At 73.9% G+C, this 20,159-nt stretch carries 15 protein-coding genes and 1 pseudogene; 7 read left to right on the top strand and 9 right to left on the bottom strand.

Translation table 11 applies throughout. The annotated features are described in order from the left end of the window. Both ACFVGY_RS12160 and ACFVGY_RS12155 read left to right on the top strand, forming a co-directional pair. A pseudogene (locus tag ACFVGY_RS12160) lies at positions 1 to 740 on the top strand (cation:proton antiporter); the annotation flags it as partial. A 5-nt stretch (positions 741 to 745) separates the two neighbouring features. Further along, positions 746 to 880 carry a hypothetical protein gene (locus ACFVGY_RS12155; protein WP_385674947.1) on the top strand — a complete coding sequence of 45 codons (135 nt, stop codon included), beginning with the start codon at positions 746 to 748 and terminating at the stop codon, positions 878 to 880. Here ACFVGY_RS12155 and ACFVGY_RS12150 read toward each other — a convergent pair whose 3' ends face one another. Beyond that, complete coding sequence (locus tag ACFVGY_RS12150; protein ID WP_385674886.1) at positions 881 to 2,725, bottom strand: glycoside hydrolase family 15 protein; 1,845 nt, start codon at positions 2,723 to 2,725, stop codon at positions 881 to 883. It lies immediately after the preceding gene. 161 nt (positions 2,726 to 2,886) lie between these two features. On the opposite strand from ACFVGY_RS12150, the gene ACFVGY_RS12145 reads away from it, so the two are divergent. Beyond that, positions 2,887 to 3,651 carry an aldose epimerase gene (locus ACFVGY_RS12145; protein ID WP_385674884.1) on the top strand — a complete coding sequence of 255 codons (765 nt, stop codon included), beginning with the start codon at positions 2,887 to 2,889 and terminating at the stop codon, positions 3,649 to 3,651. Positions 3,652 to 4,036: 385 nt separating this feature from the next. Here the strand turns inward: ACFVGY_RS12145 and ACFVGY_RS12140 are convergent, their stop codons facing one another. Continuing rightward, a complete protein-coding gene (locus ACFVGY_RS12140; RefSeq protein WP_385674881.1) occupies positions 4,037 to 5,374 on the bottom strand; it encodes a geranylgeranyl reductase family protein in 1,338 nt (445 codons plus the stop codon). Between the two features lie 331 nt (positions 5,375 to 5,705). On the opposite strand from ACFVGY_RS12140, the gene ACFVGY_RS12135 reads away from it, so the two are divergent. Then, positions 5,706 to 6,068, top strand: a complete 363-nt coding sequence (locus ACFVGY_RS12135) for a hypothetical protein (protein WP_385674878.1) — start codon at positions 5,706 to 5,708, stop codon at positions 6,066 to 6,068. A 25-nt stretch (positions 6,069 to 6,093) separates the two neighbouring features. Here ACFVGY_RS12135 and ACFVGY_RS12130 read toward each other — a convergent pair whose 3' ends face one another. Then, positions 6,094 to 7,326 carry an FAD-dependent oxidoreductase gene (locus ACFVGY_RS12130; protein WP_385674874.1) on the bottom strand — a complete coding sequence of 411 codons (1,233 nt, stop codon included), beginning with the start codon at positions 7,324 to 7,326 and terminating at the stop codon, positions 6,094 to 6,096. A 125-nt stretch (positions 7,327 to 7,451) separates the two neighbouring features. Beyond that, positions 7,452 to 8,156, bottom strand: a complete 705-nt coding sequence (locus ACFVGY_RS12125; protein WP_385674872.1) for a lipoprotein — start codon at positions 8,154 to 8,156, stop codon at positions 7,452 to 7,454. A gap of 201 nt (positions 8,157 to 8,357) precedes the next feature. Between ACFVGY_RS12125 and ACFVGY_RS12120 the strand changes: the two genes are divergently transcribed. After that, positions 8,358 to 8,978 (top strand): carbohydrate-binding module family 20 domain-containing protein, encoded by a 621-nt coding sequence (locus tag ACFVGY_RS12120; protein WP_385674869.1) that lies wholly within the window; start codon positions 8,358 to 8,360, stop codon positions 8,976 to 8,978. Positions 8,979 to 9,159: 181 nt separating this feature from the next. After that, positions 9,160 to 11,226, top strand: coding sequence for an NAD-dependent DNA ligase LigA (gene ligA, locus ACFVGY_RS12115; protein ID WP_385674866.1), 2,067 nt, complete (start codon positions 9,160 to 9,162; stop codon positions 11,224 to 11,226). 290 nt (positions 11,227 to 11,516) lie between these two features. Here ligA and ACFVGY_RS12110 read toward each other — a convergent pair whose 3' ends face one another. From ACFVGY_RS12110 to ACFVGY_RS12095, 4 genes are all read right to left on the bottom strand, one after another. Next, entirely contained in the window at positions 11,517 to 14,090 is a 2,574-nt protein-coding gene (locus ACFVGY_RS12110) for an ABC transporter permease (protein ID WP_385674863.1), read from the bottom strand. A gap of 58 nt (positions 14,091 to 14,148) precedes the next feature. Continuing rightward, positions 14,149 to 14,937: an ABC transporter ATP-binding protein gene (locus ACFVGY_RS12105; protein ID WP_385674860.1), complete on the bottom strand. Its 789-nt coding sequence runs from the start codon at positions 14,935 to 14,937 to the stop codon at positions 14,149 to 14,151. Between the two features lie 218 nt (positions 14,938 to 15,155). Further along, the gene (locus tag ACFVGY_RS12100; protein WP_385674935.1) at positions 15,156 to 15,782 is read right to left on the bottom strand and encodes a response regulator; all 627 of its coding nucleotides are present in this window, start codon (positions 15,780 to 15,782) and stop codon (positions 15,156 to 15,158) included. A 65-nt stretch (positions 15,783 to 15,847) separates the two neighbouring features. Next, positions 15,848 to 17,428 carry a sensor histidine kinase gene (locus tag ACFVGY_RS12095; RefSeq protein WP_385674933.1) on the bottom strand — a complete coding sequence of 527 codons (1,581 nt, stop codon included), beginning with the start codon at positions 17,426 to 17,428 and terminating at the stop codon, positions 15,848 to 15,850. Positions 17,429 to 17,766: 338 nt separating this feature from the next. On the opposite strand from ACFVGY_RS12095, the gene ACFVGY_RS12090 reads away from it, so the two are divergent. Further along, positions 17,767 to 18,324: a pyridoxamine 5'-phosphate oxidase family protein gene (locus ACFVGY_RS12090; RefSeq protein WP_385674857.1), complete on the top strand. Its 558-nt coding sequence runs from the start codon at positions 17,767 to 17,769 to the stop codon at positions 18,322 to 18,324. A gap of 68 nt (positions 18,325 to 18,392) precedes the next feature. Here ACFVGY_RS12090 and ACFVGY_RS12085 read toward each other — a convergent pair whose 3' ends face one another. Next, a complete protein-coding gene (locus tag ACFVGY_RS12085) occupies positions 18,393 to 20,069 on the bottom strand; it encodes an ABC-F family ATP-binding cassette domain-containing protein (protein WP_385674854.1) in 1,677 nt (558 codons plus the stop codon). Positions 20,070 to 20,159: the final 90 nt, after the last annotated feature.

Here is a 20,159-nt window from a genome sequence, read left to right as displayed (position 1 = left end):
CCATCCCGCCAGCTGGCACCCGACTTCACGCCGCTGGTGTCCTTGGCCGTCGCCGTCATCCTCTACGACGCGGGGCTGGGCCTGCACCGCCACCAGTTGGGCGGCGAGCCGCGGACGGTCGTGGTACGGCTGATCGTGCCGGGGGTCCCGATCACCTGGGCTGCCTGCCTGGGGCTGGTCGCGGCCCTGTTCGACGTTCCGCTCACGGTGGCGGTGGTGATCGGCGTGATCCTGGTCGTGTCCGGGCCCACCGTGGTCGGCCCGCTGCTCGACCACGTCCGGCCGACCGACCGGGTGCGCAGGATCCTGGTGTGGGAGGGCTCCCTGATCGACCCGATCGGCGGCATCCTGGGGGCCGTCGTCTTCCACGTCATCGTCCGCTCCCAGGCGCCCCGAAGGCCGTGGCACCCGTGCTCCTGCCCTCGCTGGTCCTCGTCACCGCGCTCGTGCTCGTCGTGCGCCCGCTGGTGGCACTCCTGGCGACGGCCCGCACGCAGCTCGGCTCCGGGGAACGGGCGTTCATCGGCTGGATGGCGCCCCGCGGCATCGTCGCCGCCTCCACCGCCACGACGTTCTCCGCCACCCTCGTCGACGACGGGCTGGCCGGAGCGGACGAGATCCTGCCGATCACCTTCCTGGTGATCGTCGGAACCGTCCTGGTCTACGCCCTCACCGCCCGGCCCGTGGCCGCCGGGCTGGGCGTCGTCCGGCCCGCGGGAACCCGGCCCCTGCTGGTCGGTTCACGGTGCGGCGCAACGGGCTGCTGGAGCCGGTCACCGGGGCCCGCGGCGCCACCCCCGCGGAAGGCGACACGCTCGTGCTCCTCGGCCCGGTGCCGGCCGGAACGGCGGACCCCGCCGGGGGGCTCGGGCTCCGCTGACTACCCGTGCCCCGAGGCCCGGTTGAGTGCCGCGTCGAGGGTGATCGCCGCATCGATGAGGGCCAGGTGGGTGAACGCCTGCGGGAAGTTGCCCAGTTGGCGTCCGGTCAGGTCGATCTCCTCCGAGTACAGGCCGAGGTGGTTGGCGTAGCCCAGCATCTTCTCCAGGACCAGGCGGGCCTGGTCGATCCGCCCGGCGCGCGCGAGGGCGTCGACGTACATGAAGGTGCACAGCGAGAAGGTGCCCTCGGAGCCGCGCAGTCCGTCGGGCGACGCCTCCGGGTTGTACCGGTACACCAGGCTGTCGGTGACCAGCTCGTGCTCGACCGCGTCCAGCGTGGAGGCCCACATCGGGTCCTCCGGGGTGACGAAGCCGACCGTCGGCATGCGCAGCAGCGACGAGTCGAGGACGTCGCTGCCGTAGTGCTGGACGAACGCCCCGCGCGCCTCGTTCCACCCGCGCGCCATGACCTGCTCGTAGATCGCGTCCCGGGTGCTGCTCCAGCGCTGTGCCGCGGACGGGCGGCCGGTGTCCTGCGCGAGTCGCAGCGCGCGGTCGAACGCCACCCAGGACATCACCCGGCCGTACGTGAAGTGCTGGCGCCCGCCGCGGGTCTCCCACAGGCCCTCGCCCGCCTGGTCCCAGTGGTCGGCCAGCCAGTCCAGGACGCGCAGCAGCCCGGTCCAACCCCGGTACCCGAGGTGGATGCCGTGACCGTGGGCGAAGGAGATGCTGTCCATCGCCTCGCCGTAGATGTCCATCTGGATCTGGGTGGCGGCGCCGTTCCCGATGCGCACGGGGGCGGACCGCTCGTAGCCCTCCCAGTGCTCCAGGCTCTCCTCCTTCAGGTCGGAGGAGCCGTCGACCGCGTACATGATGTTCAGCGGCCCGGAGTCCCCTTCGCCGCCGGCCCGTTCCTTGATGCGGTCGTCGAGCCATCCGATGAACGCCTTGGCCTCTTCCGTGAACCCCATGCCCAGCAGGGCGTACACGGAGAAGGAGGCGTCACGGATCCACGTGAACCGGTAGTCCCAGTTGCGTTCGCCCCCCAGTTGCTCGGGCAGTGCGGTGGTGGGGGCGGCGACGACCGCGCCGGTGGGGGCGTAGGTCATGAGCTTCAGGGTCACGGCAGACCGCTCGACGGCCTCCCGCCAGCGGCCCGTATAGCGGGACCTGGCCAGCCAGGACCGCCAGTAGCGGATGGTGTCGCGGAAGAGCTGCTCGTACTCGGCCAGGCGCATCTGCCGGGGCGGACCGTCGGCGGCGGATTCCAGGACCAGTCCGCGCTGCTGGCCCGCCTGCAGGCTCAGCGTGAGGTGCAGGTCGTAGTCGCCGGTGAGGGAGTGCACCAGCCGCTCGTCGTCCGGCTCGCGGACCGTGTGCACGGTCAGGGCCCGACCGTCCGAGGCGAACACGGCTCCGTTCTCCGTGACGTGCAGTTCGTGCGGTTTGCGCCCGTAGTCGAAGCGCGGCGCGATGTCGACCTCGAAGGTCATGCTGCCGCGTACGCAGCGGACCATGCGGACCAGGCGGTGGCGGTCCGTGGCCGCGGTGCCGGTGAGCGGCATGAAGTCGACCACCTCGCCGGCGCCGGCCTCGGTCATGAACCGGGTCACCAGGACCGCGGTGTCGGGAAGGTACAGCTGCTTGGTCGCGTACGTCGCGTGGGCCGGCCGGACCGTGCAGTGCCCGCCCCTGCCCTTGTCCAGCAGGGCTCCGAAGAGGCTGGGCGAGTCGAAGCGCGGGCAGCAGAACCAGTCGACCGATCCGTCGGCGGTCACCAGGGCCGCGGTTTGCAGGTCGCCTATCAGGCCGTGGTTCTCGATCAGCGGGTACTCGTCCATCGGGGTGTCCCTTCCGGCATGCGCCGTCACCCGGATCAGCTCCCCCGACCAGCCTAAGCCGGGGGCGCGGCACCGGCCCGCCGGGCCGGACGCCGGGCCCGGCGGGTGCTGCCGTCTTCCGCCCGGCTGCCCCTGCACGGCGCGCCAGCGCCGTGGAACCGGTGGAACGGTGGAACCACTGGAACCGGTGCAACCGAACGTCACGACGGTGCCGGCGCGGCGAGGACCTGCAACTGCCCCTGACCGAGCCGGAGCAGGGCAACGCCATCCACGGGCTGCTGCGCTGGACCTCGTGGCAGGTGACCGAGGCGGACGGGCGCCGGGCCGTGTTCCGAGCCACCGTCTGGCCCCGGCCGGGCTACCCGTTCCACCTCCTGGTCCGGGCGGAGTACGACCTGGGCGACGCCGGCCTGGAGGTGGCCGTGACCGCCTGGAACCGGGGCGTGGGCGTGGCCCCGTACGGGATCGGCCAGCATCCGTACCTGACGGTGGGCACCGCGACGGTGGACGAGGCACTGCTGACCGTCCCGGCGCAGACCTGGCTGTGCACCGACGGGTCGGGGCTTCCAGTGGCGGAGGAGTCGGTGTCAGGCACGCCCTGCGACTTCCGCACGGCGCGGGCCATCGGCGGCACGATGCTGGACACGCCGTTCGGGTCGCTCCACCGGGATGCTCAGGGGCGTGCGGTGGTCCGCCTCGCCCACCCCTCCGGGGAGTACGGCACGGACCTCTGGCTCGGCGAAGGAACGGAGTACCTCCAGGTCTACACCGGCGACACGCTGCCGGAGGCGCAGCGGCGCCGCGCGGTCGCCGTCGAGCCGATGTCGTGCCCGCCCAACGCGTTCGCGAGCGGGACCTCGGTGGTGGCCCTGGAACCGGGTGGCCACCACACAATGCGCTGGGGGATCACCGTTCCTGATGACTGAGCAGGAGTGAGCCTGATCAGCCGCACGCCCCGAACGGTCTTGAGCGCACTGGTCCCCGGCGTACTCGACCCCGGGGCGGCGACACGCATTCGTGTGCGTGGTCCGGGCCCGGGAGGCCGGTTCCCTGCGCGACCTGACCATATGGGCACGGCCAGAGGCGACGGGGAGGCCCTGAACCATCACTCCGGTGGAGCAGGGGCTCGCAACTGGCGCCGTACCCGGCGTCCCAGATCGCACGATCACGCTACATCGGACAGCCCAGCGCACCGCAAGCCCCGGAAGCCGACCATCACACGATCGAGCTAATCCGACCCTATGGGCACCTCGCTGCGAGCAGTTGCCACCCCTTGGGGTGGGTGACGCCGCTGGACCCGGCCGGCGCGGATCAGCGCCGCGGTGCGGGGACGGCGCGCAGGAGCGCGTGGACGACGGCGTCGATGCCGTCCCGGGCGGGTTCGTCGGCGGCGTGGGTGAGCAGCCGGGCCAGGGCGCGCAGGAGCGGCGGCGAGGCCATGACCCGCGGGTGGAGCAGCGGCCGGTACCCGTAGCGGGCGAGGACGAGGTCACCGGCGAGGGTGCCCAGCCGGTAGTAGCGCCCCCAGCGGCGGCGGATCTCCGCCGGGTACTGGTGCAGCGCGTGTTCCCGCCGTGCGCCGGCCGGCCGGGCCAGAGCCAGGGCGATGGTCTCCGCGGCCACCTCGCCCGCTTCCATCGCCTGGGCGACGCCCTCGCCGCTCCAGGGGCTGACCATTCCGGCACTGTCGCCGACCAGCAGCAGGCCCCTCCGGTACTGGGGGCGCCGGTTCAGGCCCATCGGCAGGGGTGCACTGCGCAGCGGCGACTCGGCGGTCTCCTCGCCCACCCCCCAGTGCGCGGGCAGGCGCGGCAGCCAGTGTTCCAGGGCCGCCCTGAGGTCCACGGTCCGGCGGCCCCGGCGCGGCAGGGCGCCGAGGCCGATGTTGATGCGGCCGTCGCCGAGCGGGAACACCCAGCCGTATCCGGGCAGGTCGAGTCCGGTGCCCGGGCAGCGCAGGTCGGCCCACAGCTCCAGGTACGGGTCGTGGGTGCGGGCCTCGCTGCGGTAGTAGCGGCGGGCTGCCGTCGCCACGGGCAGGGCGGTGTCCCGCTCCAGGCCCAGGGCGAGCGCGGTGCGCGCGGAGGCGCCGTCGGCCGCGACGACGAGCGGCGCCCGGTACCGCACGGGTTCCCTGCCCGGGCCGCGTGCGGCGGACACGCCCGTGAGGTTCCCCGCCCGGTCGCACAGCGGGGCCGTCACCTTCACCTGCGTCCGCAGCCGGGCTCCGGCGGCGCGGGCGTGGGTGGCGAGGAGTTCGTCGAAGTCGTAGCGGCTGCGGGTGAGCCCGAAGTCCGGGTGGCTGCCGAGCCGCGGCCAGTCCAGCTCCACCGCGCGGCCCTCGCACACCCAGCGCATCCCCTTGTTGCGCATCCAGCCCGGTGCGTTGATGTCGATGCCCATCCGTACCAACTGGCGCACGCCGCGCGGGGTCAGTCCGTCGCCGCACACCTTCTCGCGGGGGAAGCCGCTCTTCTCCAGCAGCAGGACGTCCACGCCCGCCCGTGCCAGGTGCGCCGCGGCGGCGGATCCGGCCGGTCCGGCCCCGACGACGATGACCTGTGCTTCTTCGTCACCGGCCCCGTCCGGTCGCGGGGAGGTGCCGTCGGTGGTGGGGCCGCCGCTTGCGTCGTCGCGTTCACTGGTCACCGCACCACTATGCCGGTCCGGACCCGACGATCCCGTCCGGCACGGCCGAAGACACCGGCGGCGGGCCTGCGCCGGCCTGCCGTGCGTCCTGGAGTGCCGCCGCGGGCTCGGCGTGCAGGCTCGGGGCCCGGTCGGCGAGCGCCCGGCCCCGCGCCGTGATCGGGCGCCTGACCTGGGCCGGAAGGGACACCAACGGCCGTAAACAGTCGCACTGTTGTGCCCAAAAAATGACTGTCTGCGATCGAGCGCGGTCGGATAGCAATGGGGCGGCGCCTGGGCACGGCCCGCCGACGGTCGGCGGAGCTTCCAGCACGCCCGAAAGGAAACCCCCGTGATCCGCACCCGTTTCGCCGCTCTCGCCACCATGGCGTTCACCGCCCTCGCGGTCGCCGCGACGCCGGCCAGCGCCGCACCCGGCACCACCCAGAACATGTGCGCCAACGCCCTCACGCCGAGCGGCTGGGTGGACGTCCAGTGGTGGAACAGCGCCGGCTGCGGCTCCGGCTTCACCCCGAACACCAAGCAGATCAAGGACCTGACCGGGTACCCGGTGGGCACCCAGGTCAACGCCTGCGCCTCCACGTGGCCTCCGGCCGGCTGGACCATCGTCAGCAGCTACTACTCGAGCGGCTGCCGCTACTCCGCGGTCCCCAGCTTCAACGCCAACACCTGGACCCTGAAGCGCACCTCCTGACCTTCGGCCGCGGCGGCGGGCCCGTTCAGCGCAGCGATTCCCGCGGGGGTCGCTCGCGCAGGGCACCGTAGGCGACGAAATAGGCCGGGACCCGGTTCAGCCAGCGCGAATCGGTGACGAGCTCCGTCAGCCGCTTCACGCGCTCCGGATCACCGAACGCGGGGCGGCCTGCCAGCAGCGGCTCGATGACCTGGGCGTGGGCGAGCCGCTGCAGGCCCTGGGTCGCCACGGTGGTGGGCCAGCGGCGGCGCTGCACCCGGCGTACGTCCCGCAGCCCCACGGTGCCCTCGCGCAGCGGGCCCACCAGGTAGCGGGCCGCGGCCACCGCGTCCTGCACGGCGAGGTTGATGCCGATGCCGAAGACCGGTGACATCGCGTGGGCGGCGTCGCCGATGCACAGCAGCCCGGGGCGGTGCCAGCGGCGCAGCCGGTCGAGCCGTACGTCGAGCAGCTTCACCTCGTCCCAGGACGTGAGGCTGTCGGCCCGGTCCGCGAGCCAGGGGACGGCGGCCGCGAACCGGGCCGTGAACGCTTCGAGGCCCTCGGCGCGGAGCGCTGCGTCGGCCCCCTTCGGGATGAGGCCGGCGCATTGCCAGTAGTCGCCGCGGTCGATCAGGGCGGTGAAGAACCGGTCCCCCGCGCCTCCGACGAGCCCGCTGGGGTCGTCGTCGCGCCGCGGCAGCCGGAACCACCAGGCGTCCATGGGGCACGGGAAGCCTTCGAGACCGAGTTCGGGCAGCGTACGGGCGAGCGATCCGCGACCGTCGCAGGCGACGGTCAGGGTGGCCCGGAGCTCGCCGGTGCGGCCGTCCGCGGTGCGGTAGCGCACCCCGTTCACCCGTCCGCGTTCGATGAGGAAGGACGTCGCCTCGGTGTCCATCCGCAGCCGGAAGGACGGCTCCCGGCGCGCCTCGTCCGCGAGGAGGTCGAGCAGGTCCCACTGGGGCACCATCGCGATGTAGTTGTACTTCCCGTGCAGCGCCCCGAGGTTCCCGACGGTGACGAGGGCCCCGTCCGGCCCGATGGGCAGTTGCACCGAGTTGACGCGGCGCTGCGGGAGCCGGGCGAACCGTTCGGCGAGGCCGATGTCGTCCAGCAGCGACAAGGACGAGGGGTGGACGGTGTCACCGCGGAAGTCCCGCAGGAAGTCGCCGTGTTTCTCCAGCACCGTGACCTCGATCCCGGCCCGGGCTAGCAGCAGTGCCAGCACCACGCCGGCGGGGCCGCCCCCCACCACGCAGCAGGTCGTCCGCTCCACCGCAACCACTCCCTTCGCGGGCATCGGGTGCGCCCGAGGAGGACGTATACCGCACTCACTGCGGCGGTCCCGGCAACTCCCGTCGGTGTGCCGCGTGCTGTGTCGGCGCCAGAGGCGGCGTACGGCTAACTGCCCGGCTTCAGGGACTGCTGGGCCAACCGGTAGGCGGGCCGCATCGCCTCGTGTTCGGCGCTGTCCAGGCCGCCCAGGTGGACGACGACGGCCGCACCGTCCGGGGTGACGACGGCGAAGGCGCTCTCCTTCTTGGCCTCGTCGAGCGGTGCCGTCTCGTACGCGGCCTCGACCGCCGGTAGCGCAGCACCGCCCGTACCGGCTCGGACCTCGGCATAGGCGGGAGTGCCCTTGGTCTTCTCGCCGGCCATGAACGACTCCAGCACCTTGCGGGCGTCCCCCGGTCCGGCCGGCTTGTCGGCCACCCAGACGCGCAGGAAGCCGAAGTTCCCCGCTGGCTTGGCGTCGATCTCGCAGGCCAGGGTCATCCCGCCCTGCTTGAACAGCGCGGCGAACTCGTCGTCTTCGGCGTGTGTGACGGCCTTCGGCTTCCAGTCCTGCACGAGATCGAAGGAGACGGGCAGTCGGCAGGGGGTTCCGTCGCCGCCGACGGATCCGGCCGCCTTGACTCCGGCGCCGGCGGCTGCGCCGGCACCGGCGGCCGGGCTCGGCGTTCCGGTGGCGGCGGCCTGCGCAGGCTGCTCGTCCCCGCCACCGGCGGCCTTCTCCGACGTGGACGACCCGCAGGCCGTTCCTCCCACCACCAGGATCCCCGCCCCGACAACCCCCGTGACCGCCCGCACCAGCCCGCGCCGCATCGCCCGCACTCCCCCACCCGAAACCCCAGAAGAAACAAAGAAGCCGTCAACGTAACAGGCAGCAGGCCTCAGGCCCGAGCCCGAGCGGAGCCCGCCCCGTTCAGAGGGACCGCATCAAGCCTTTCTGCAAATTGCTGCAAGTTCTTGCAGAGACGGATAGTCTGCGAGCGCTTCCCGCCTCCCACGAAGGGACCAACACCCGTGCACGGAAAGAAGATCAGGCGCGCCGGCGGCACCACGGCGGCACTGGCGGCCCTGCTCCTCACCTGGGCGGTTGCACCGTCCGCCGCCGCGGACACTCCGTCGAGTCCACCGGTCCGGTTCCAGGTCACGGCCACCACCCAGTGGGGCGACCAGGTCTTCGCCGTCGGCAGCGTTCCGGCGCTGGGCTCGTGGGATCCGTCCCATGCGGTGCCGCTCGACGCGCACGGCTACCCCGTATGGGCCGCGGAGGCCTCCATACCTTCCGACTCACCGGTCGAGTACAAGTACCTGGTGAAGAAGACCGACGGGACGCTCACCTGGGAGGAGGGCGCGAACCGCCTCATGCAGCCCCGGTCCGGCGCGCCCGTCACCACCCGGGACACCTTCCGGGTCACCCCCGACACACCGGCCTCCGGGATCGCCCCGACCTGCATCACGTGGTCCGAAACCTGGCGCTACACCCCCGTCTTCAACGGCTGCGGCCACACCTACGGCCTCCAGGTGCTCTACCGGGACGGCAGCAGCTCGACCTGCCGGCAGGTCGCCGCCGGCGCGACCGCCACCTTCGCGGGATACGGCCCCTACGAGAACCGCCCCGTGGCCGTCAACCACTGCTGAGACGGCCGGCGCGGGCATGCGGCCCGCCTGTTGCGACCCTGTGGCCGGCCGCGCCAACGGGCAGGACGGCTCCGGCCGACCGACACGGCGGCCCCGCCGACCGGCGTCGTGGTGCGGGGTTCCGCCGGCCGACCGCTGCGGTCGGGGCCGATTGTCAGACCCTCGCGAGAGGATCACCCTCATGACGATTCTCACCGCCGATGAGGCGCTGTTCCGCATGTCCGACCGCACCGAGTACGAGGCCGCGCTGCGGCGGCTGCGGGAGGCTTCGCAGGCGTACTACGGCGACGGCGACAGCGCCTTGGACGACGCCACGTACGACCGGCTCCGGCTGGCCGTCCTCGCCTGGGAGCAGGACCACCCGGCCGAGGTCGCCGCGGACTCCCCCACCGGCCTCGTCGCCGACGGCGCAGCCCCGGCCGGGGACGTCGCGCACACCACCCGCCTGCTGAGCCTGGACAACGTCTTCGACGCCGAGGGCCTGGTGGCCTGGGGCGCTTCCGTCCAGCGCCGGCTGGGCCGTGCCCCGGAGGGCGGGTTCACCGTCGAGCCGAAGATCGACGGCGCGGCCGTGGCCGCCCGGTACCGCGGCGGGCGGCTCGTCCAGATCATCACCCGTGGCGACGGCAGCCACGGCGAGGACGTCAGCCACGTCATCGGCCAGATCGACGGGCTCCCCGAGCAACTGGCCGAGGCGGCCACGGTCGAGGTCCGCGGCGAGGTGGCCTTCACCCAGGAGCAGTTCGAGACGGCGAACGAGGTCCGCACCGCCCACGGCGCGCAGGTCTTCGCCAACCCGCGCAACGGGACGGCGGGCACGCTGCGGGCGAAGGACCGGCCGTACCGGCTGCGGATGACGTTCTGGGCGTACGGTGCGGTGGAACTGGACGGCGAAACGTTCCTGCCCGGCGGGGGCACGCACGCCGAGGCCCTGGCCGCCGTGGCCGCCGCCGGGGTGCAGACGACCGCCGACTCCGCCGCCGGGCTGCGCGTGGTCGCCGACCTCGCCGAGGCGCAGGAGCAGGTCGACGCGATCGCCGCCCTGCGCGCGGACCTGCCGGTCGGCATCGACGGCGTCGTCGTCAAGCTGAACGACACCGCCGAGCAGGAGGCGATCGGGGTCGGGACGCGGTTCCCCTACTGGGCCGTCGCGTTCAAGCTGCCCGCGGTCGAGCGGCAGACCGTGCTGGAGGACGTGGTGTGGGAGGTCGGCCGGACCGGGGTCCTCGCCCCGACCGCGGTCCTCGCCCCGGTCGAGATCGACGGCACCACCGTCACCCGCGCCACCCTGCACAACCCCGCCGACATCCGCCGCCGCGACCTCCACCTCGGCGACACCGTGACCGTGTACAAGGCCGGCGACATCATCCCGCGCGTCCAGGCCGCCGTGGTCCGGCTGCGCCCGGCCGGGGCGGTGGAGGTGCCGCTGCCCGATTCCTGCCCCCGCTGCGGCGGCGAGATCAACAAGGCCCAGGAGCGGTGGCGCTGCGCGAAGGGCACCTCGTGCGCACTGCCGGCACTGATCGAGTACGCCGCCGGGCGCGAGATGCTCGACATCGACGGTCTCGGCAAGACGTACGTGGCCTCCCTGGTCGAGTCCGGCGCCGTCACCGACGTCGCCGACCTCTTCACCCTCACCGTCGACCAGCTGACGGCCGCTTCCGGCAGCGCCAAGCGGGGCGCCAAGCTCGCCGAACAGATCGCCGCCGCCACGTCCCGTCCCCTCAGCCGCGTCTTCTGCGCCCTGGGCGTGCTCGGCACCGGGCGCAGCATGTCCCGCCGCATCGCCCGGCACTTCGGCACGATGGACGCGGTCCGCCAGGCCGACGCGGCCGCGATGCAGGACGTGGAGGGGATCGGCCCGGAGAAGGCCCCGGTCATCGTCGAGCAGGTCGCCGCCCTGGCCCCGGTCATCGACAAGCTGATCGCGGCGGGCGTCAACATGGCCGAGCCCGAGGAGCCGTCGGCGGCGGCGCAGGGCGAGCGTCCACTGGACGGCAAGGTCGTCGTGGTCACCGGCAAGATGGCCGGGCCGCTGGAGGCGTACGGCCGGTCCGAGATGAACGCGCTGATCGAGAGGGCCGGCGGGCGCGCGGGCAGCAGCGTCAACTCCAAGACGGCCATCCTCGTCGCCGCGCCGTCGGCGAGCGGGAAGCCGAGCTCGAAGGCGGTCAAGGCCGCCGAGCTCGGCGTGGAGGTCCTCACCCCGGAGGCCTTCGCCGAACTGGTCGCCGACCACCTGGCCTGACCGGGTCCGGCCTGACCGGCCTGACCGGGCTGACCCGGACACCACCACCGCCCCCACGCGCGCCGGGGCGGGGGCGGTGGTCAGCGCCGGCAGCGGCTCACGGTTCCGACCGAACTGCGCACCGTCTACGCCTCCTTCGGCGCCCGGCGGACCAGCAGCGTGCCGGTGACCGAGCGGACAATGCCGCTGGAGGCGTTCCGGAGTCGGGTCGACTGCTGAGCAGGGGGACGGCCCCGGGGGAAGTGGTCCCCCGGGGCCGTGGTCGTCGGGTGGGGCGGCGCCGTGCTGTGTCAGGCGTCGGCGACGGCTTGCAGGGGGCCGAGGGCGGCGGCACGGCGGGCCGGGAGGGCTGCCGCGGCGGCGCCCACGGCGAGGGAGAGGGCGACGACGAGGGCGAGGGTGCCCCAGGGAACGACGAAGGCGTACTGGGGGATGGCTCCGTTGGCCAGGCCGCTGACCTTCCAGGCCCCGAACAGGCCGCCGGCCAGGCCCAGCAGGGTGCCGTACGCGGCGACGGCGAGGGATTCGAGGCGGATCATGCGGCGGATGCCGGCGCGGTCCATGCCGATGGCGCGCAGGACGCCGATCTCCCGGGTGCGTTCGGCGACGGACATGGCGAGCGTGTTGACCATGCCGAGTGCGGAGATGACCACGCCGATGGCGAGGAGTCCGAAGACCATGGTGATCAGTTCACCGGCCACGCCGGCCTGCTCGCGCACGAGCTGGGCGCGGCTGTGGACCTTCAGCAGGGGGCTGTGGTCGACGGCGGCACGCAGCCGCTGCTCCAGGTCCGCGGAGGCGGCGCCGTCCTTGGTGCGGACGAGGACGCGCTGTACGGAGTCGCGCAGGTGGCTGTTGTGCTGGACGTCGCCGCGCCAGGCGAGGACGTCCTGGGCGGTGGGGTTGTCCCGGTAGATGCCGGTGACGGTGTAGGGGCGGTCGCGGTCGCCGCCTTGCTGGCCGGGGCCGATGCTCGCGTTGATGCGGTCGCCGGTGGTGATGCGGTTCTCGCGGGCGAAGCTGCTGGACACCGCGATCCGGCCCGGGCCGATGTCGGTGGCGGAGCCACTGGTGAAGCGCAGCTTCATGACCTCCCCCACGGTTCTGGGGTCGACCCCGGAGACCTCCCGGGCGAGCGCGCCCGTGGAGAGGGTGGAGTCCGCGACGGCGGAGACGGTGGCGACGCCGGGAACGGCGGCGAGGCGCTGCAGGGCGGCGGGGTCGACGGCAGTGGTGGAGTTGCGGGTGCTGATGACGTAGTCGGCGCCCAGGCCGGCGGCGGCCTGGGCGTCCAGGGCGCGGCTGGAGGAGTGGTCGATGACGGCCAGTCCGGAGACCAACGCGGTGCTGATCATGAGGGCGACGGCGGTGGCGGCGGTGCGGCGCGGATCCCGCAGGGCGTTGTCCTTCGCGAGGTCGCCGGCGACGCCGAGGCGGGAGGTGAGCCGGCCGAGGAGCCGGATGACCGGTCCCGCGAGCAGCGGGGCCAGCAGGATCAGGCCGGTCACGAGGATGCCGCAGCCGAGCATCGCGGTGCGCAGGTTCGCGTCCGAGGCGTCCTTCGCGTCGCTCAGCGAGAGCAGCAGGCCGGCGCCGGTGAGGAGGACGGTCGCGCCGGCCGCGGCCCGGATCCGGGACTGCGCCGCGGACGGGGGCTGTTCGGTGGTGCGCATCGCCTCGACGGGCGCGATCCTGGCCGCGCGGCGGGACGGCAGCCACGCGGCGAGGACGGTGACGCCGACGCCGACGGCGAGGGAGGCGAGCACCGGGGCGGGGCCGATCACCAGCGGCCCTCGCGGCAGCAGGTCGTCCGCCGTGCCGAGCAGGCCGGGCAGGGCGGTGGCGACGCCGAGGCCGAGGACGAAGCCGAGCAGGGAGGCGACGAGGCCGACCAGGGCTGCCTCGGCGAGCACGGAGCCGACGACCTGGCGGCGGCTGGCGCCGATGGCCCGGAGCAGCGCGATCTCCCGGGAGCGCCGTGTGATGAGCATGGTGAAGGTGTTGATGATGAGGAACGAGCCGATGAAGAGCGAGACCGCGGCGAAGACCATGGGCAGCCGGGAGTGGCTGCGGGTCTTGGTGTCGATGAAGACCTGCTGCTGGTTGGCCTTCGCGGCCGCGGTGGTCGCCTCGGCACGGTCGGCCGGCAGCAGTGTGCCGACGCGCTGGGCGAGTTCGAACGGGTCGGTGCCGGGCGCTGCGGAGAGGTCGATCCCGGTGTAGCGGCCCGGAGTGGCGAACAGCCGCTGTGCGGTGGCCTTGTCGAACACCGCGAGGGTACCGCCGGCGGTGACCCGGGTGTCGTCGGTGGAGACGGTGCCGACCAGCCGCATCCGCAGGACGGGACCGTCGGTGGCCAGGGTGACGGTGTCGCCGAGGGCGTACGCGCCGGCCGCCGCCGTGCCGCGGTCCAGGGCCACCTCGCCGTCGGTGCGCGGGGCGCGGCCGGCGGTCAGCGGGTAGCGGCTGTCCTTGCCGTCGGAGCCTGGGACGTACGCGGCGGCCAGTTTGCCCATCGCGTTGTCGGCGCGCATCGGGGAGCCGTCCTTGGCGGCCAGCGTGACCGAGCCGTCGAGGGTGGGGCGGGCCGCGGTGACACCGGGTACGGCGGCCAGCCGGGCCACGAGCGCGTCGTCCAGGACGGTGGTGCGTTCGCCTGCGGGGGTGCCCGGTGGGTACGTCGGGTCCACGGTGACCGCGACGCCGGCGTAGTTCTTCGAGAAGGAGGCGCGGTAGGCGGCGGTGGTGGAGTCGGCGAAGACGAGCGAGCCGGAGATGAACGCGACCCCGAGGCAGACCGCGAGGACGGTCATGGTCAGGCGGGCCTTGTGCGCGAGGACGTTGCGCAGGGCTGTTCGCAGCATGGTGGGCTTTCGAAGGGTGGGGTACGGGGAAGGAGCGGACGGCGGGAGCGGTACGCGATCAGCGCGCCGTGCGGCCCTGGGCTTCGAACGCGAGCATCCGGTCCAGCACGGCGCCCGAGGTCGGCTCGTGCAGTTCGTCGACGAGGCGGCCGTCGGCGAGGAACACCACGCGGTCGGCATGGGAGGCGGCCACCGGGTCGTGGGTGACCATCACCACGGTCTGCCCCAGTTCCCGTACCGAGTCGCGCAGGAAGCCGAGGACCTCGGCGCCGGAGCGGGAGTCGAGGTTGCCGGTCGGTTCGTCGGCGAACACGATCTCCGGGCGGGAGACCAGGGCGCGGGCCACGGCGACGCGCTGCTGCTGACCGCCCGAGAGCTGGGTGGGCCGATGGGCGAGGCGGCCCGCGAGGCCGAGGGTGGCGACGACGGTGTCCAGCCATGCGGTGTCGGGCCGCCGGCCGGCCAGCCGCAGGGGCAGGGTGATGTTCTCCAGCGCGGTGAGCGTGGGGAGGAGGTTGAAACCCTGGAAGACGAAGCCGACCCTCTCCCGCCTCAGCCGGGTGAGCTGCCGGTCGTTCAGGGCGGACAGCTCGGCACCGCCGATCCGGGCCGATCCCGCGGTGACCCGGTCCAGGCCGGCCATGCAGTGCATCAGCGTGGACTTGCCGGAGCCGGAAGGCCCCATGACCGCGGTGAACCTGCCCCGCGCGAACTCCACCGTCACCGCGTCCAGGGCCGTGACCCGGGTCTCGCCCTTCCCGTACGTCTTGGTCAGGCCGGACGCGCACGCGGCCGGCTCCGCGCGCGGTGTGGAGGAGGAACCGGGGGAAGGGAACGACTGTGTCATGGGTACTCCGCTTGGGGTGCAGCAGCCCGCGAGGAGTTCCGCGGGCCGGGGATGTATCCATCGTCACGGCCCTGAGCTGCGCAAACATCGCTCTGGAGGCGGTAGTTGACCTCTGCCGAAAGGACGGCGCTACGCGTCTCTCCTCTGTCGAAGGGCAGAGGGAAGCCGCGCGGGGTCCCCCTCGGGGGGTCCGGTCGGGAGCCCGGCCGACGGTCCCGTCAGCCGGCCAGGCCGGTCCGATGGGCCAGCAGCGCCGCCTGCACCCGGCTGGTCGAACCGGTCTTGTCCAGGATGGCCCCCACATGGGTCTTCACCGTGCCGATCCCGATGCCCATCCGCTCGGCGATGTCCTGGTTCGACAGTCCCTCGCCGAGCATCGCCAGGACCTCCCGCTCCCGGCCGGTGAGCCGCGCGATCCGCTCGTCCGCCGGTGCACCAGCCGCGTGCTGCGGGGCGCCGGCGCGCAGCATGCGGGAGATCACCGCCCCGGTGACGCCCGGGGAGAGCACGGCGTCGCCGGCGGCGGCCGCACGCACCGCGCTGATCAGCTCCTGGGGCCCTTCGTCCTTCAGCAGGAAGCCGGCGGCTCCCTCCCGCAGCGCCCGGACGACGTTGTCGTCGTCGCCGAAGGTGGTCAGCATGACGACGCGCGGCGCGGGGTCGAGGGCGAGCAGCGGAGCGATCGCGGTCAGCCCGTCGCACACGGGCATGCGGATGTCCAGCAGCACCACGTCGGGGTGGTGTGCCGCGGCCAGCTCGACGGCCTGCTGCCCGTCGCGGGCCTCGGCGACGACCTCGATCCCGTCGGCGTGCCGCAGGATCAGGCGCACGCCGTGCCGGATCATCGTCTCGTCGTCGGCGAGCAGGACGCGGACGGGCCGGTCGGGCGGCAGGGTCCGGGCGGACTCGGTCACGGGGTCTCCCAGGGTGCGGCGTCCCGGACCGACGGGACGGTGAAGCGGTCGATGGCCGTGAGGCGCTGTGCGGCGTCGAAGCAGTAGCGGGCGACCCGGAGGGTGCCGGGCCGGGACTCGGTGCCGCCGTTGAACGGGTAGATGCAGCCGGCCGTGCCTGCGGGGCGCGGCGGCTCGTGGCCGGTGGCGGCGGCCCGTACTGCCGCGTTGTCCAGGACGCCCAGCGCGGCCACGTCGCCGTACGTCATGCCGACGCGCGGCAGCGGGGGCGGACCGGCGAAGTCCTTCCGCGGCGCGGTGGCGTACACGAAGGCGGTCCCGAGGGCCATCAGCACGCTCAGCGCCACCAGTCCGAGGGCCAGCGTCAGGGCCCGCGCGGCCCCGCCGTCCTTGCCGCCGCCGGCGCCCCCGGCGTCTGCGGTGCCCCCGGCGTCTGCGGCGTCCGTTGCGCCCGCGCCCTCCGTGACGGGCGCTTCGTCCGCTCCTCGTGGTCCGGTGCCCCACCGGCCGGGGGCGGGGGCGTCGCCGGGCTCGGCGGGCACGACCGCATCCACCCGGAAGCCGCCGGTCGGCAGCGGGCCGGCGTCGAGCGTCCCGCCCAGCAGCTCGACCCGTTCCCTGAGGCCAGTGAGTCCGCGGCCGGTGCCCTGGTCCGCAGCGGGCACGGGCGACCCGGGCGGGGCTCCGTTGCGGACGGTGACGTGCACGGTCTCGTCGCCGTGCACGACCGTCACGGTGACGTGGGCGGCGCTCGCGTAGCGGTGGACGTTGGTCAGGGACTCCCGGACCAGCCGGTGCACCGCCCGGCGCACCCGCGCCGGCCGTGCGTCGAGGTCCGGCCCGAGCCAGTCGAGCCGTACGGCGATCCCCCCGTTGCGGGACTCCGCCACCAGGGCCTCGATGTCGGCGCGCGTCCCGGTGGCATCGGTGAGCACCCCGGACCCGGTGTCGCGGCCCAGCGGCCCGAGCACCCCGAGGGCCTGGCGCAGCTCCCGCATCGCGTCCCGGGTGGTCCGCCGCACCAGGACGGCTTCCTCGCGCAGCTCGGGATCGGCGCGTTCCAGGGCCAGCTCCAGCCCGCCGGCGTGCAGCGAGATGAGGCTGAGCCGATGCCCCACCAGATCGTGCATCTCGGCGGCGATGCGGGAGCGTTCGTGGATGCGGGCCTCGCTGTCGGCGAGCCGGCGGGCCCGTTCGGCCGCGTCCCCGCGCTCACGCAGCGCCCGTACGAGACGGCGCTGCTGCCCGTACGCGGTGCCGACCAGGCCGGGGACGATCACGGCCGTCGGTGTGAGGATCAGGCCGAGCGCCAGGCCGTACGGAACCCGCCCCGGACCGAGCCAGGGCGCGGCCACGGTCGCGGCCGCCACGGCCAGGGCGGCAGCCGCGGCCAGCAGCCGGGCGCGGCGCCGCGCCGCGACCGTACGCCGAGCCACCGAGTACGCGGTCGCCGCCGCGACCGGCCCGACGCAGAACGCCAGGCCCGTCAGCGCGGCGAGGGCGAGGAGCACGGCCGCGGGGAAGCGGCGGCGCAGCGGGAAGAGCACGGCACCGGCCGCCAGCGCCGGCACGGGCATGTACGGGTGGGGCAGCACCTCCAGGCTCGCGACCGCCACCCACACGCCGAGCCCGGCGGCCACCACTGCGGCCGTCTGCGCCACCGCGCGCACGGCCCGGCCGGGGAACGCGGCGGGCGGACGACCACGGACGGGACGACGGAAAGGACACCTACGCAACACGCTGACCAGTATCGATTCCGGAAGCGGGCGACGGCGTGCACCTCACGGCTGATCCGTGCCTCTGCCAAAAGACAGAGGCACGGAGCCGGGCGGACACGAACGGCCGCGCCGGTGATCACGGTCCGGGCCGCCGGTCGTTACGGAAGGGAACAGCCGAACAGGAAGGAAGCTCCGCCATGCCGACCCCCGGATCCGCACAGCAGCCCACGACCGAGCTCGACGCCCGCTACAGTTCCGCGCTCAATCCCCGCCCCGGAGCCGAGGACGTCACCCCCACCGAGTGGGCCGAGGCCCTGCGGCAGCTGGAGGCCGCCGAGATCTTCTGGGTCTCCACGGTGCGGCCCGACGGCAGACTGCACGTCACGCCCGTGATCGCCGCCTGGCACGACGGCGTGCTGTACTTCTCCACCGGCCCGGGCGAGCAGAAGGCGAAGAACCTCGCCCATGACGGGCACTGCGCGCTGACGACCGGGGGGAACTCGCTCACCGAAGGGCTCGACCTGGTGGTCGAGGGCACGGCGCATCCGATTGCCGATCCGGCCGTGCTGGAGGAGGTGATCGCGGCGTACGAGGCGAAGTACGGGCCGCACATCACCTCCCCCGAGGGCGCCTTCCACGGGATCGGGGATGCGTTCCGGCAGGGCAAGGCGATGGTGTTCGCGGTGCCCCCGACGACCGCGTACGGCTTCGGCCGCGACGGCGGGGTGTACAGCCACACGCGGTGGACGTTCTGAGCGCGGGCCCGCGGCACGGCCGGCCCGCGCTCTGAGCAGCGGCGTGGCGGTGAGGGCCGGCCGCTCCGTCAGGGAGCGGCCGGGTGGCCGGCCACGAGGTGCAGGCGGGTGCCCGGGAAGGCATCCGCCAGTACCGGGTCGTGGGTGACGAGGACGACGGCGCCGGGGTAGCGGGTCAGTGCCTCCTGGAACTCGTCGGTGAGCGCGGGTGCGATGTGGTTCGTCGGCTCGTCCAGGACGAGCAGGTCGGTCGGTCGGGACACCAGTCGGGCCAGTTCGATGCGGCGGCGTTGGCCGGCCGACAGGGCGGGGGCCGGGATCAGCAGGTCCTCCGGGCGGAAGAGGCCCGTGGCCAGGAGTTCGTCCGCGTGCTCCTCCGGTGGGCCGGGGCGGCCGGCCGCGTACGCGCAGAGGAGGGTCGTCCCGGGGGCGGTGGGCAGGGGGTCCGGTTCCTGCGGGAGGTAGCCGACGCGGGCCCGGACCCGGACGTGTCCGGCGTCGGCCCGGCACGCGCCGGCGAGCAGCCTCAGGAGTGTGGTCTTGCCGGCTCCGTTGGGGCCGGTGACGCGCAGACGGCCGCCGGGCGGGACCTGGAGGGCCGGCACCCGGAGCCGGTTCCCTACCGCCGCCCCGTCGACCTCGATCACCGGGGGGAGCGGCGGCTGCGGTGCCCCGCCGGCGAGCGGGCGCAGGTCGGCGGTGAAGCGGAGGGGGTCCGGGGGTGGGGGCACCGGGTGGGCCCGCAACTGTTCCAGCCGGGCCCGCGCGGCCCGGACCCGGCCGGACAGTTTGGCCTCCGAGGAGCGCCGGTGTTTGCCGAAGCCCTGTCGGGGGTCCTTGCCGGTGCTCGCGAACCGGGTGCCGGCCGCGTCGACGAGGGCCTCGGCGCGGGCCGTCTCCGCCAGCCACTCGCGGTGTTCTTGGGCGAGCCGGCGCCGTTCGGTCTCGCGGGCTGCCCGGTAGCCGTCCCAGCCGTCGCCGTAGCGGCGGACGGTGCGGGTGTCCGCGTCGACCTCCAGGATCGTGGTGGCGTACTCCCGGAGGAACGCGCGGTCGTGCGTGACGACCACGACGGTGCCCCGGTGCGCGGCGAGCCGTCGGCGCAGCCAGGTGACGGCGTCCGCGTCGAGGTGGTTCGTCGGCTCGTCCAGGAGGAGGAGTTCGGCGCCCGCGCAGAGCGTGCCGGCGAGGGCCAGCCGGGAGCGTTCGCCGCCGGAGAGGGTGCCGAGGGGCCGCTGCCGGTCGATCCCGCCGATGCCGAGCCCGTCGAGGGCGGCGGCGACCCGGGCGTCCGCCTCGTACCCGCCCCGTTCGGCGAAGGCTTCCAGCAGCTCGCCGTAGCGGGTGAGCTCGTCGGTGGCGGCGCCGGCGAGGGTCTGCTCGGTGCGCCGCAGCTCGCGCTCCAGGGCGCGCAGGTCGGCGAGGTCGGCGTCGATGGCGTCGTGGACGGTGGCGGTGGGCGGCAGTGCGCGGGTCTGCGCGAGGTGGGCGACTCCGCCGGGGGCGTGGAGCGTGATCTCCCCCTCGTCGGGGGTGTCGAGGCCGACGAGGAGGCGGATCAGGGTGGATTTGCCGGATCCGTTCTCGCCGACGACGGCGACCCGCTCGCCGGGGCGGACGGTGAACGAGACGCGGTAGAGGACACGGCGGGGCCCGAAGTCCTTGGAGAGGTCACGGACGGCCAGCTGGGACCGGTCGGCGGGGTTCGGCGCGGGGGCCGAGGGATGGGGGGCGCGTTCGCGCATGGTTCGGCTTCTTCCCTGACATGGTGGCGGCCCGCCCCGGCGGTGGGGCGTCGGCCGCAGGGGCACGGGACATGTCGTGGGAACGTGCGG

The organism is Streptomyces sp. NPDC127106 (assembly GCF_042677605.1).
Taxonomy (GTDB): Bacteria; Actinomycetota; Actinomycetes; order Streptomycetales; family Streptomycetaceae; genus Streptomyces.
This window is presented reverse-complemented; position numbering and strand designations above follow the sequence as displayed.